A 13,082-nucleotide genomic window follows, 5' to 3' on the forward strand; every position below is an offset into this window, starting at 1 on the left:
CCCCGCATTCGTCGCTTTCGACGATGCACCCCCGGCGCCCGCGCGCCAAGATGCCTCCACACGGTGGCCGCCGATGGCGGCACCCAAGGAGACACACATGCCAGGTCCGTTGCAGGGGTTGCGGGTGATCGAGATGGCGGGCATCGGCCCCGGGCCGTTCTGCGCGATGCTGTTCGCCGACATGGGCGCGGAGGTGGTCCGCATCGAGCGCCCGGGCACGCGCACCGCGCCGCACGACATCCTGGCGCGCGGGCGCAGCACGCTGCAGGTCGACCTGCGCGCGCCAGGCGCCTCGGCGTCGGTGCTCGGCGCCATCGAGAAGGCCGACGTGCTGATCGAGGGCTTCCGCCCCGGCGTCATGGAGCGCCTGGGCCTAGGCCCCGCCGAATGCCATGCGCGCAACCCGCGCCTGGTGTACGGCCGCATGACCGGCTGGGGCCAGCACGGGCCGCTGTCGCACGCGGCGGGCCACGACATCAACTACATCGCGCTGAGCGGCGCGCTGCACGCCATCGGCCGCGCGGGCGAGCCGCCGGTGCCGCCGCTCAACTACGTGGGCGACTTCGGCGGCGGCGCGATGCTGCTGGCCTTCGGCATCCTGGCCGCGCTGCACGAGGCCAAGGGCTCGGGCCAGGGCCAGGTGGTCGACGCCGCCATGACCGACGGCGCGGCGCTGCTGTCGGCCATGATGTACGGCTTCAAGTCGGCCGGCCAATGGAGCAACCAGCGCGGCGAGAACATGCTCGACGGCGGCGCGCACTTCTACGACACCTACGCCTGTGCCGACGGCAAGTACGTGGCCGTGGGTGCCATCGAGCCGCAGTTCTACGCGCTCATGCGCGAGCGCTGCGGCATCGCCGACGACCCCGCCTTCGACGCCCAGATGGACGCCGACCGCTGGCCGGTGCTCAAGCTGCGCATGGCCGACGTGTTCCGCACCCGCACGCGCGACGAATGGTGCGTGCTGCTCGAAGGCAGCGACGCCTGCTTCGCGCCCGTGCTCGACTGGGACGAGGCCCCGGCGCACCCGCACAACGTGGCGCGCGGCACCTTCGCCACCGTGGGCGGCGTGGTGCAGCCCGCGCCCGCGCCGCGTTTCAGCCGCACCGCGCCCGTGGTGCCGCCGGCCACGGCGAGCGACGACGGCCCCACCGTGCTGCGCCGCTGGGGCGTGGCGGCGCTTGCCACGGCGCCGCTGGGCGCTGCCTGAACCACGACAAGGACGGAGACGACACCCATGTTCCTCACCCAAGCCCTGCACAAGGGACGCCGGGAAAAGGCCAGGGCCACGGCCGTGGTCTGCGGCGGCACGCGGCTCGACTACACGGCCTTTACCGACCGCGTGGCGCGCCTGGGCGCTGTGCTGAAGCAGCTCGGCATGGCCCCCGGCGAGCGGGTCGGCATGATGAGCCTCAACTCGCACCGCTTCGCCGAGTACTTCTTCGGCACCTGGTGGGGCGGCGGCGTCATTAACCCCGTGAACATCCGCTGGAACCCGAAGGAGGTCGCGTATTCGCTGGACGACTGCGACACCCGCATCCTGCTGGTGGACGACCTGTTCGCGCCCATGGTGCCCGCGCTGCGCGGGCTGTCGAAGTCGCTGCGCACGGCCGTGTACTGCGGCGACGGCCCGGTGCCCGATGGCATGCTGGGCTACGAGGCGCTGCTGGCCGCCACCGCACCCGTCGACGACGCGCCGCACGGCGGCGACGAGCTCGCCGCCATCATGTACACCGGCGGCACCACCGGCCAGCCCAAGGGCGTGATGCTCACGCACGGCAGCCTGTGCATCAACGCGCTGGGCACCGTGGCCGCGCTGCCGCGCGACACGCAGGACGCCGTGGCCATCGTCGCCGCGCCCATGTTCCATGTGGCCGGCTGCGGCATCGCGCTGCAGAGCGTGCTGCGGCTGGTGCCCATGCACGTGGTGCCGATGTTCGACGAGCTCGCGGTGCTGCAGACCCTGCAGTCGGCCCGCGTGACCGAGATGTTCCTGGTGCCCACCATGATCAAGCGCGTGATCGAGCATCCGCGCTTCACCGAGTTCGACCTGTCGGCCCTGCGCCTGCTGTCCTACGGCGCGGCGCCCATCGATGCCGCGCTGCTCGACCAGGCCATGCGCGCCTTTCCAGGGACCGCGTTCGCGCAGGTGTACGGCATGACCGAGCTGTCGCCCGTGGTCACTGCACTGCCGCCGCACTGCCACCTGCCCGGTCCCGACCGAGAGCGCCTGCTGCGCTCCGCCGGCGTGCCCATTTCGATCGCCGAGGTGCGCATCGTGGACGGCGAAGACAACGAGCTGCCCCACGGCCAGGTCGGCGAGATCGTTGCGCGCGGCCCCATGGTCATGAAGGGCTACTGGAACAAGCCGAAGGAAACCGAGGCGGCGCTGCGCGGCGGCTGGATGCACACCGGAGACGGCGGGCGCATGGACGAAGACGGCTTCGTCTACGTGGTCGACCGCATGAAGGACATGATCGTCAGCGGCGGCGAGAACGTGTATTCGGCCGAGGTCGAGAACGCCATCGCGCAATTGCCGCAGGTGCTGATGTCCGCCGTCATCGGCGTGCCCGACGACCGGTGGGGCGAGCGCGTGCACGCGGTGATCGTGCGGCGCGAAGGCATGGCGCTGGAGGCCGCGCAGGTCATGGCGCACTGCCGCGAATTCATCGCCAGCTACAAGTGCCCGCGCAGCGTGGAATTTCGCGATGCGCTGCCGCTGTCGGCGGCCGGCAAGCTGCAGAAGTTCCAGCTGCGCGAGCCCTTCTGGGCGGGCAGGGAGCGCCGCGTCGGCTGAGCTTTTTTCTCTGATTTCTCTTTCCACGAATACAAGCAAGGACGACAACATGGCCCTCGATTTCCGCCGCTCCTGGAGCGACGAAGACCTCGACCTGTACCGCGACAACGTGGTGCGCTTCATCGAGACCGAGATGGTCCCCACCGACGAGGCGGCGCGCAAGCGCGGCCACGTCGGCCACGAGATCTGGCGCAAGGCCGGCTCGCTCGGGCTGCTGTGCGCGGACATTCCCGAAGACTTCGGCGGCGGCGGCGGCGACTTCCGCCACGAGGCCGTGTTCTACGAAGAGGCCGCGCGCCGCGGGCTCAACGGCATGAGCACCTCGGTGCATTCGATCGTGGCGCACTACTTCCTGAACCACGGCACCGACGAACAGAAGCGCCGCTACCTGCCGCGGCTGGCACGCGGCGAGCTGGTCGGCGCCATTGCCATGACCGAGCCCGGCGCCGGCTCCGACCTGCAGGGCGTGCGCACCCGCGCGGAGAAAGACGGCGAGGGCTACCGCATCAACGGCTCCAAGACCTTCATCACCAACGGCTTCCTGGCCGGCGTGGTGCTGGTGGTGTGCAAGACCGACCCGGCGCAGGGTGCCAAGGGCACGTCGATCCTCATCGTGGAGACCGAAGGATGCAAGGGCTTTCGCGTGGGCCGGGTGCTCGACAAGATCGGCATGAAGGCGCAGGACACCTCCGAGCTTTTCTTCGACGACGTGCGCGTGAGCGAAGACGCGCTGCTCGGCGGCCAGGAAGGGCAAGGCTTCTTCCAGCTCATGAGCGACCTGCCGTACGAGCGCACCATCATCGGACTGAGCGCGCTGGCCACCATGGAGGGCGCCTACCAGGCCACGCTCGACTACGTGCGCGACCGCAAGGCCTTCGGCAAGCCGATCGGAGAATTCCAGAACACCAAGTTCAAGCTGGCGGAAATCGCCACGCAGATCAAGGTGGGCCGCGCCTTCATCGACCGCTGCGTGGAAGACCTGGTGGCCGGCACGCTCGACACCGCCACTGCCTCCATGGCCAAGCTGTGGGGCTCGGAAACGCAGGGCCGCGTGCTCGACGAGTGCCTGCAGCTCTTCGGCGGCTACGGCTTCATGAGCGAGTACATGGTCGCGCGCATGTACGCCGATGCGCGGGTGCAGCGCATCTACGGCGGCACGAACGAGATCATGAAAGAAGTGATATCGCGCTCGCTGTGACCCCGCGTACCGGCCTCTTCATCTTCAGGACAGCCGGCGGATCTCTGCGCGGGCAATCTCGCGGTGCGGGTACGACGGCGACAGGCCGATGAACTGCGTGTACTTCTCGCGCGCGGCGTCGGTGTCGCCCGCGTCTTCCAGCGCCAGCGCCTCGACGGTGAACTGTGTGAAGAGCTGGTTGGCATCGTCCTCGCGCGCCGAGGCGGCCAGCGTCTTGGGCTGCAGTTCGGGCGCCTCCGCATAGAGTTGCCGCTGCACTTCGAGCACCTCGATCAGGGCGCGGCCGATGCGCTGGATGTTCTGCGGCACGGGGTCGAGGTCCGACGCGCGGACTTCCGTCGCCGCCTGGTCGAGCAGGTGCGACGCCACGCGCAGCAATTGGTGAAGGGACTTGTGAGTCATGGAAGAACCGCCACCGGGGCGGACTTGAAATGGGAGTCGGGCAGGCTATGGCTGTCCGGCTTCGCCGGGTCGGCGAAGCCGGGGCTGCACATCGCCATGGTCAGTTGGGGCGCTTGGCGCCGGGGTTGGAACTGGCGTCGGAGCGCCCGCGTGCGGTGCGACCGTTGGCGGTGGCGCGCTGCGCGGCCGGCGGCGATGCGTCGGCCTTCAATTTTTCCGCCAGCTGCCTGTGTCGCTCGGCAATGGCCAGCCGCTTTGCGACGTCGTGGCCGTGGTCCTTCACGGAGAACGCCTTGCTCACGCTGCCCCGGCGGCTGCTGAAGGTGATGGCGAGCCAGTAGCCCGGATGGTTGGGGTTGGGCGTCTTGAAGTGCACGCCGCTCACGCCGCTGGTGTTGTTGCGCCGCGTGATTTCAGACTTCGAGCGCTTGCCCTGCCGCAGCCCCGGTGCATGGGCCGACAGACCCATGCGGATCGCCTCTTCGGCCGGGTGCAGCCGCGACAGGCCCGTCATGCGCTCGAGCTGCTGCGCGCGCTCGCGAACCGCCAGCGTCCGCGCGGCGTCGCCCAGCCCGTCGACCGGAAAGTCCGCGCGCAGGATCTCGTCGGGGGCGATGTAGGTCTTGGCGAACCAGCCGCGCACCCGGCCCGCCGGCGACAGCCGGTGAATGACCCCGGGCACGCCCGTGCTGTTCGCGCGGGGCTTTTCGGCGCGCGTGCGGCGCGGCACCGGGTGCACGCTGCGCACGATGTGGTCGCGCCAGTCCTGGGCCTGGAGCAGGGCCTGGTCTTCGCCGCCGTAGCTGGCCTTGCCGAACTGCTTGTAGTGGCGCTCGCCATTGCGCACCAGCGACACCTCGAAACCCCACGGCCTGGCGCAAATGCCATACATGGCGGCGGAATTGGGAACACCTTTGGGCATGTTCGACGTACTGCGTTGCTTGTCGGCGGCGGTGCGGCGGCCGATGTCAGTGGGCTCCCTGACGCGTTCGAGGCTCGTTGGCGCCCGTTTCTGGCCGCCATTCTGGCCCAAGACGCATGCCCGGCCCGCCACGGCGTTCCCGTGGCCCCTCCGCCTCACTGCCCCGGCCTCGCCTCGGCGGCTGCCGCACCGTACGGGCGGCGCTCCTTGCTGGAGGGCATGGAGAGCGCGTCCACAGCATTGCGGGTGTACATCAGCTTCTGCTCTAGCTGGCGTTCGCGCTCCTCGATCGCCATCTGCTTGGCCAGCTCGGGGCCGTGCTCCTTGATGGAGAAGGCCTTGCTCACGCTGCCCTTGCCGCTGGTGTAGGTGATGGCCAGCCAGTAGCCCGGGTGGCCGACGTTGGGCGACTTGAAATGCACGCCGCTCACGCCGCTGGAGTTGGTGCTGCGCTTGATTTCGGACTTCGAGCGCTTGGGCGAGCGCTGCTCGCCGCTGCCCAGCACCGGCGCCGTGCGGATCATCTCTTCCGCCGGGTGCAGCCTGGCCAACCCCGCCATGCGATCGAGCTGGCGTTGCCGCTCCTCGATGGCCAGCGCCTGCGCGGCGTCGCCCACCATGTTCACGGCGAAATCGGTGCGCAGGATCTCTTCCTGCCCGAGGTAGGTCTTGGCCACCCACGCGCGCACCTTGCCGCTGGACGCGACCTGCGCGAACACGCCGGACACGCCCGTGGTGTTGTTGACGCGAAGCTTCTCCGCCCGCGTGCGCCGCGGCACCGGCGGCACGCTGCGCACGATGCCGTCGCGCCAGTCCTGCGCCTGCAGCAGCGCCTGCGCCTCGCTGCCGTAGCTGGCGCGGCCGAACTGCTTGAAGTATCGGTTGCCGTTGCGCACGATCGACACCTCGAAGCCCCACGAACGAGGGTAGATGCCATACATCGCGGCCGGGTTGGGGATTCCTTTGGGCATGGTGGCTTCCGCTCGACGGCGCTCTCTGTTGAGGTGGCTCCCTTCCCGGCGGCTCTGGAACCTCACCGGGCGCAAAAGGCCTCCAGCGCCGTGTGCCAAGGGCTTTCGCGGCTGTTGGAAGTCTCTGATCTCTTGAGGGAATGCTAGGGATTGCGCGGCGTCGCGGGTATCACCGGAATCGGTAGTCGTGGGGCTTGCCGGCCAGACCGGACCAAGGGCATTCCCGAGGTGCGCTAGCGAATCACACCCAGCTTGCGCGCAATTGCCACCGCCTGTGTCCGGCTCTTCGCGTCGAGCTTCATGTTGATGTTGCGCAGGTGCGTGCGCACCGTGCTGTCCGACACGAACAGCTTTTCGGCCATCGCGTTGTTCGAGTACCCCTCGGCCAGCAGCTGCAGCACACGGATTTCCTTGCGCGTGAGCGGCTCCGCCATCGTGTCGCCGGTGGGCGCCTCGGCTTCGCCGGCGGCCGGCGGCCCCACGGCCTGCAGCAGCCGCTGCAGGCAGTCGGCCAGGATCGGATCGTTGCTGCTGCTGCCGCGCGAGCTTTCATGCTGCGCCGCCGCATACCGGTGCACCAGCGGGCCCACGGCCGGCCCTTCGTCCAGTATCAGCCGCATGAAGCCTTCCTGGCTCGCGGTCTGCAGCACCTCGCTGATCTCGTCGATGGCCGCGGCCATGTCGCCGGTGCGTTGCAGCGCCAGCGCGCGCAGCACCTTCAGCGACAGCGCGCGCCGGCTGCGGGCCGAGGCCAGCGCGGCGTGCAGCTCGGCGTCGATCACGCCCAGCGCGGCGCGTGCGTCGCCGAACGCGATGTCCCAGCGCGCGCGGGCCAGCGCAAGGTAGTCGAGGTCGTGCGCGGGCAGGCGCTGGCGCCGTTCGCGCGCCCACAGCGCGGGGTCTTCGGCGCGCAGCAGTTCGTCGTGCGACGCGGGCCCGTTGCCCTGCAGCAGCAGCATGCGCGAACGCTCCAGCTTGGCGCCGGCCACCACGCGCGGCAGCTGGCGGTGGTGGCCCAGGTATTCGAGCTCGGTCAGGGCCTGGAAGGCCGCGTCGATGTCGCCCGCATGGAACGCCAGGCGCGAGCGCATCACGTGGCTCAGGATCATGTGGTCGGGCAGGCCCACGTCGCGTGCCAGCGGCAGGTACACGTTCAGCAGGTGCTCGGCCTGCACGAGCTGGTTGGTCTCGTACACGGCGCCCGCGTACAGCACGCCCGCCCAGGCGTTGCCGTGGCTGTGGTTGTACGACACGGCATGGGTCGAATCCACCGCCATGCGCAGCCGTGCGGTGGCCTGCCGCAGCCGGCCTTCCTGCAGGTCGAACAGGCCGGCCAGCGACTCGGTATACATGCGGTTGAAGGCGCTGTCGCCCTGCTCGCGCCGCGCCACCTCGAGCATGCGGCGCGCCTCGTGCGGGTCGCCGCGCACGGCCAGGATGTGGGCCATGGCGTTGAGCAGCACGCTGTCTGCAAAGGCCAGGCCGGTGGGCAGGCGCGCCATGGCGATGCGCCCGGCCTCGTAGGCCTCGTCGTGCCGGTCCTGCATGGCCAGCAGCAGCGGCACCAGCGTGTGGGCGCTGGCGCGCACTTCGGCGATGGGGCTGTCGAGGCAGCCCGACGCATCGAGCTGGCGCATCGCGTCCCACGGGCCGTGCGTGAAGCAGGTGGCCCACAGCGCGATGGACTGCAGGAACGGGTGCGCGCGCAGCTGGTGTTCCGGAATGGCCGCGAACCAGCGCGCCAGCATGCGCATGCGGCCCTGCTCGAGGAAGCGGGCGGCATGGCTGTCGAGCAGGGTCAGCGCATACGGGTGGTCGCCGCCTTCGATGGCGTGGTCGATGGCCGGCACCGGGCGGCCGTTCGACTCGTACCAGCCCGAGGCCGCCAGGTGCAGGCGCGCCAGTTCGGCGGGCTGCTCGCGCACCAGCTGCGCGCGCAGGAAGTCGGCGAACAGGCTGTGATAGCGCCATGCGTCGCCGCCGTCCTTGCCGTCACCCTTGCCGTCGTCGCTGCCGCCCACGCGCGTGACGAACAGGTTCGACGCAGCCAGCCGCTCGAGGATGGCCGCGCAATCGGCGCGCGGGCACAGCGCCTGGCACACCGATGCGTCGAGCTGACGCAGCACGCTGGTGCGCAGCAGGAAGTCGCGAACGTCCTGCGGCTGGTGCGCGAGCACGTCTTCGGCCAGGTAGTCGGCCACCGCGCGGTCGGAGCCCGAGAAGCGTTCGACAAAGCCGGTCTCGGTGCCGTGCCGCTCCAGCGCCATCGACGCGAGCCACAGCGCGGCCACCCAGCCTTCGGTCTTGCGGTGCAGCTGCGCGAGCATGTCGGCGGGCAGCGCGCTGGCGGCGTGCGCCATGCGCAGGCTGAAGAAGGCGCTGGTTTCCTCGAGGCTGAAGCGCAGGCGGTCGGTGTCGATCTCCATCAGCTGGCCGCGCGCGCGCAGCCGCCCCAGGCCCAGGTCGGGCAGGCTGCGCGAGCCGATCACGATCTGCCCGCGCCGCGGCAGGTGCTCGACGATCTCGCGCACCAGGCCCAGCACCGCCGGCTCCTGCACGCGCTCGAAGTCGTCCAGGAACAGGGTGAAGGGCGAGTCGTGCGCGGCCAGCGCCGCCACCGCGTCGAACGGGCCGTGGGGGCCGGGCGTGCGGGGCGCTTCCACGCCCAGCCGCTGCACGGCCTCGGCCAGGCAGTGGAGAAAGCGCGAGACGTCGTTGTCGGCCAGGTCGAGCGTGAGCCATGCGGTGGCGGTGCCCTGCGCCTCCATGCGCTCGCGCATCTGCGCCATGGCGGTGGTCTTGCCGAAGCCGGCCGGCGCGCGCACCAGCACCAGCTTCACGGCCGCCGCGGCCATGCCGTCACCGAGCGCGGTGCGCGGCACCTGCGTGGCGACGAAGGCGGGCGGGTTGAGCTTGGTTTCCAGAACCCGGGGGATCGGGGGCGTGGCCGGCAGGGAGGGCGCGGTGTGTGTGGGGGACTGCATGCGGGGCGGCTGAAATCCCGTCGTTTCCGACGATGCGTGCGGGCGATTCTGCTTCCTAAACTGGCCCCGGACAAACCCGCACAAACCCCGCATAGCCTTCGCCGGACACCTCAAGGACATTCAAGAGATGCAACTCGATTCCAGCATTGCCGCCGTCGTCACCGGCGGCGCCTCGGGCCTGGGTGCCGCCACCGCGCGCCGCCTCGCCAGCCACGGCGTGAAGGTCGCGCTGTTCGACCTGAATTCGGAACAGGGCGAGGCCCTGGCCAAGGAACTCGGCGGCGTGTTCTGCAAGGTCGACGTCACCTCCGACGAGCAGGTGGACGCGGCCTTCGCCAAAGCCCGCGCGGCCCACGGGCAGGAGCGCGTGCTGGTCAACTGCGCGGGCACCGGCAACGCGGTGAAAACCGCCAGCCGCGACAAGGCCACCGGCGAGATCAAGCACTTTCCACTCGCCAACTTCGACCGCATCATTCAGATCAACCTGGTGGGCACCTTTCGCTGCATCGCCAAGTCGGCCGCCGGCATGCTCACGCTCGACATGGGGCAAGACGGCGAGCGCGGCGCCATCGTCAACACCGCGTCCGTTGCCGCGCAGGACGGGCAGATGGGCCAGGCGGCCTACACCGCGTCGAAGGCGGGCATCGTCGGCATGACGCTGCCGATTGCGCGCGACCTCATGAGCGAAGGCATTCGCGTGAACACCATCCTGCCGGGCATCTTCGACACGCCGCTGCTGCAGGGCGCGCCCGACAACGTGAAGGCCGCGCTGGCCGCATCGGTGCCGTTCCCCAAGCGGCTGGGCAACCCGGCGGAGTACGCGACGCTGGCGGAGCTGATGATCACCAACGGGTACTTCAACGGCGAGAGCGTGCGGCTGGACGGCGCCATTCGCATGGCGCCGCGCTGAGCGTCGGTTCGCGGGCGGTGGCCGGCGTTGCGGAACCCGCAGGGGCAATGCCAACATAATCGGCCTTCATGGGAGCCTTGCCATCCATCCTCGACCCCCGCTCCGTCATCGTGCTGGCCGGCATCATGGGCCTGATGATGGCGCTCGTGGTGTTCTTCATGCGCCGCAGCTATCCTCCGAGCATTCGCGGGCTCAGCGAGTGGGCGCTGGCACCGCTGGTGGCCTTCGCGAGCACCATGCTGTTCGCGGGGCGCGACTTCCTGCCGGACTTCGTCACCATCGTCGTCGCCAACTTCGTGCTGTTCCAGGCCTGCATCCTTTATTACGCAGGCAGCCAGAAGTTCCTGCTGGGGCGCAGCGACACCCGGGGCTGGACGCTGTTGAACGGCTTCCTCGGGCTGGCGATGTTCTGGTACAGCGCCATCCGGCCCGACTTCCAGGCGCGCCTGCTGCTGGTCACGCTGTCGGTGTCCGCGCTGTTCTTCTTTCATGCCTGGCTGTACATCGGCCACAAGGGCCGGGTGTTCGGCAAGCGGCTGATGACCGGGCTGCTGCTCGTGCAGTCGCTGGTGGCCGCCTTGCGCTTCGCCTCGGCGGCGATGGGCATGGCCGGCAGCACGCTCATGGACGCCAGCTGGATCCAGTCGCTGTACATCAGCATGTACTCGTTCACCGTGCTCCTGCTGTCCATCTCCGTCATCCTGATGGCCACGGACCGCGTGCACACCGAGTTCGAGTACCTGGCCTCGCGCGACCCGCTCACGGGCGCGCTCAACCGCCGCGCGCTGCTCGACGCCTGCAGCGCCGCCTTTGCCTCGGGCCGCCGGCGCTCGGCCCTGCTGATGGTGGACCTGGACCACTTCAAGTCCGTGAACGACCGCTTCGGCCACCTGATGGGCGACGCGGTGCTGCGCGAAGCCGCCGGGCGCATGCAGCGGGCCGTCGGCGATGAGGGCGTGCTCGGGCGCTATGGCGGCGAGGAGTTTGTCGTGCTGCTGCCCGACGCGGGCAAGCCCGAGGCGATGGCCATCGCGGCGCGGCTCAAGCAGGCCATCGACGAGCCGTTCGCGGCCGATTCGCCGATGGCTGTGGTCGGCGGCATCGCCGTCAGCATCGGTGTGGCGGCCAGCGAAGACGGCACGCGTGTCGACGAAGTGCTGGCCCGTGCCGACGCCGCGCTGTACCGCGCGAAGGCCATGGGGCGCGACCAGGTGATGGCGGCGGCCTGAATCGTTGCGAGGCTTCAGCCGATGTTGTTCCAGTCGCAGCGCAATCGGCGTTGCGCGCCTGCGTAGGTCAGCGTGCCCCTGGTCTTCGACACGTTCAGCGTGACCTTGCGCGACGGCCTTTCGAGTGCCGTGCCCGTGAGGCGCATGGACTGGCGCTTGTGGTCGACGAAGCGGTGCCGCAACGCGAAGCGTTCGGACGAGGGTTCCGCGCCGTCGGTTCGCGCAATGACCAGCTCTGTCGGCTCGCCGGTGGACAGGCGCAACTGCACTTCGGCTGAATAGGGCGCGCCTTCGCATTGCATGCTGCCGTTGGCGAAGGCCCAGGGTGCGCACAGCAGCCACGCGGCGCAGGCCAGCGAACGCATCGGCGTGACGCGCCTCGCCGATGGCGATGCCTTTGCCTTTGCCACTACCGCTTGTCTCCCCAGCGCCACCGCGGCGGCTCACCCTTGAGCCAGCAGACCGCGACGAGGGCGGCGCTCAGGCCCATGACGGCCAGCACGAAATGAAACGGTTGCCGTTCCGGGCGAATGGCCACGATCGCGCCGACGAGCAGCACGAGGTACACCGCGATCACCGCCCAACCCTGCCAGCAGGTGGGCATGCCCCAGCCCCAGCCGTAGCGCTTGGCAGGGAACCAGTAGGACCGGTCGGGCATGGTGTTCACTCTTGTCGGGTTGGTGGTGTGCTGTCGCCGAAAGGCGTCCAGACGATGCGCAGCATTCTGCCCGCCGCTCGAACCCCTCACATCGATGGCAGCGATCTGTTAGCGCCGACCCGCACCGCACCGCTCGCCAGCATGATCCCCGGCACCACCAGCGCCAATGCCACCAGCACCGCACCCGTGAGCGGCTCGTTCATCCAGTACGCGGCGCCCAGCGTGGTCAGCACCGGTACCGCTGCTGCCGACAGCGACGCGCGCGACGCACCGAGCCGCGCGACCGCCACCATGTAGACCACCAGCCCCAGCAAGCCCGCGATCACGCCTTGCGCGGTGGCCTGCAGAGCGACGTCGGCCCACGGTGCGGCGAGCAGGCGCGGCGCGCCGGCGAAGGCCAGCACCGGCAGCAGCAGCAGCGCCGACCAGCCGTTCACGAACGCTGCGCCTTGCCACGGCGTGAGCCCGCAGTGTGCGAACGCGAGCGAGTGCACCGCCCACAGCATGGCCGCCGCCAGGAAGAGCAGGTCACCGCGCCAACTGGGCGAGCCGCCGCTGAAACTGCCCGCCGCGAACAGCACCATGCCCAGCGCGATGCAGCCCAGCCCCAGCAAGCGGATGCCGCCGACCTTCTGCCCCTTGTGAAGCCAAGCACCGATGGCCGTGAACAGCGGCAGGCTGCCTGCCATGAAGATGCCCATGTGGCTCGCGGGCGCCCATTGCGCCCCGGCCAGCACCAGCAACCCGAAGGGCAGGCCGCCGCCGACGACCAGCAGCATGCGCGCCAGGCGCGACGCCTTGGGCGCGATGCGCTGGCGGCCGAACCACAGCGGCGCCAGCAGCAATGCCGGGATGCCGTAGCGCATCAGCGCCAGTTCCATCGGGCCGAGCGTGGTGGTCACGCCGTGGCGCGAGACGAGTTGCCATGCGCTGCCGACAAGGGCAGCGGCCAGCGCGGCGAGCAGGCCGGTGGAGAGATTGCGATCCATCGCGGCGAGTCTCGCGACCGCG

At 69.8% G+C, this 13,082-nt stretch carries 12 protein-coding genes; 5 read left to right on the forward strand and 7 right to left on the reverse strand.

The features are described from left to right. The first annotated feature begins 97 nt into the window (after positions 1-97). From AC1DJH_RS18265 to AC1DJH_RS18275, 3 genes are read left to right on the forward strand one after another with little or no spacing between them, the layout of a single operon-like run. Positions 98-1,210: a CaiB/BaiF CoA transferase family protein gene (locus AC1DJH_RS18265; RefSeq protein WP_478186640.1), complete on the forward strand. Its 1,113-nt coding sequence runs from the start codon at positions 98-100 to the stop codon at positions 1,208-1,210. A 27-nt stretch (positions 1,211-1,237) separates the two neighbouring features. Beyond that, positions 1,238-2,797, forward strand: coding sequence for a long-chain-fatty-acid--CoA ligase (locus AC1DJH_RS18270; RefSeq protein WP_478186641.1), 1,560 nt, complete (start codon positions 1,238-1,240; stop codon positions 2,795-2,797). A 49-nt stretch (positions 2,798-2,846) separates the two neighbouring features. Further along, positions 2,847-3,995 carry an acyl-CoA dehydrogenase family protein gene (locus tag AC1DJH_RS18275; RefSeq protein ID WP_478186642.1) on the forward strand — a complete coding sequence of 383 codons (1,149 nt, stop codon included), beginning with the start codon at positions 2,847-2,849 and terminating at the stop codon, positions 3,993-3,995. A 24-nt stretch (positions 3,996-4,019) separates the two neighbouring features. Here AC1DJH_RS18275 and AC1DJH_RS18280 read toward each other — a convergent pair whose 3' ends face one another. The 4 genes from AC1DJH_RS18280 to AC1DJH_RS18295 all read right to left on the reverse strand — a co-directional run bounded on the left by AC1DJH_RS18280 (position 4,020) and on the right by AC1DJH_RS18295 (position 9,274). Beyond that, positions 4,020-4,397 (reverse strand): hypothetical protein, encoded by a 378-nt coding sequence (locus AC1DJH_RS18280; protein WP_478186643.1) that lies wholly within the window; start codon positions 4,395-4,397, stop codon positions 4,020-4,022. A gap of 100 nt (positions 4,398-4,497) precedes the next feature. After that, on the reverse strand, positions 4,498-5,319 hold the full coding sequence (locus AC1DJH_RS18285; protein ID WP_478186644.1) for an AP2 domain-containing protein: 822 nt from the start codon (positions 5,317-5,319) through the stop codon (positions 4,498-4,500). Positions 5,320-5,474: 155 nt separating this feature from the next. Then, on the reverse strand, positions 5,475-6,290 hold the full coding sequence (locus AC1DJH_RS18290; protein WP_472121842.1) for an AP2 domain-containing protein: 816 nt from the start codon (positions 6,288-6,290) through the stop codon (positions 5,475-5,477). A 233-nt stretch (positions 6,291-6,523) separates the two neighbouring features. Then, positions 6,524-9,274, reverse strand: coding sequence for a winged helix-turn-helix domain-containing protein (locus AC1DJH_RS18295; protein WP_478186645.1), 2,751 nt, complete (start codon positions 9,272-9,274; stop codon positions 6,524-6,526). A gap of 127 nt (positions 9,275-9,401) precedes the next feature. Here AC1DJH_RS18295 and AC1DJH_RS18300 point away from each other — a divergent pair, with 127 nt between their 5' ends. Together AC1DJH_RS18300 and AC1DJH_RS18305 are read left to right on the forward strand one after the other, a co-directional pair. Beyond that, on the forward strand, positions 9,402-10,184 hold the full coding sequence (locus AC1DJH_RS18300) for an SDR family NAD(P)-dependent oxidoreductase (RefSeq protein ID WP_435484908.1): 783 nt from the start codon (positions 9,402-9,404) through the stop codon (positions 10,182-10,184). A gap of 68 nt (positions 10,185-10,252) precedes the next feature. Then, a complete protein-coding gene (locus AC1DJH_RS18305; RefSeq protein ID WP_478186646.1) occupies positions 10,253-11,413 on the forward strand; it encodes a GGDEF domain-containing protein in 1,161 nt (386 codons plus the stop codon). 14 nt (positions 11,414-11,427) lie between these two features. On the opposite strand, the gene AC1DJH_RS18310 is transcribed toward AC1DJH_RS18305, so the two are convergent. The 3 genes from AC1DJH_RS18310 to AC1DJH_RS18320 form a co-directional block, all read right to left on the reverse strand. After that, on the reverse strand, positions 11,428-11,778 hold the full coding sequence (locus AC1DJH_RS18310) for a hypothetical protein (protein WP_478186647.1): 351 nt from the start codon (positions 11,776-11,778) through the stop codon (positions 11,428-11,430). Positions 11,779-11,822: 44 nt separating this feature from the next. Then, entirely contained in the window at positions 11,823-12,071 is a 249-nt protein-coding gene (locus AC1DJH_RS18315) for a hypothetical protein (protein WP_478186648.1), read from the reverse strand. Positions 12,072-12,157: 86 nt separating this feature from the next. Continuing rightward, entirely contained in the window at positions 12,158-13,060 is a 903-nt protein-coding gene (locus tag AC1DJH_RS18320; protein WP_478186649.1) for a DMT family transporter, read from the reverse strand. Positions 13,061-13,082: the final 22 nt, after the last annotated feature.

It is taken from the genome of Variovorax sp. 10N412, assembly GCF_056394985.1.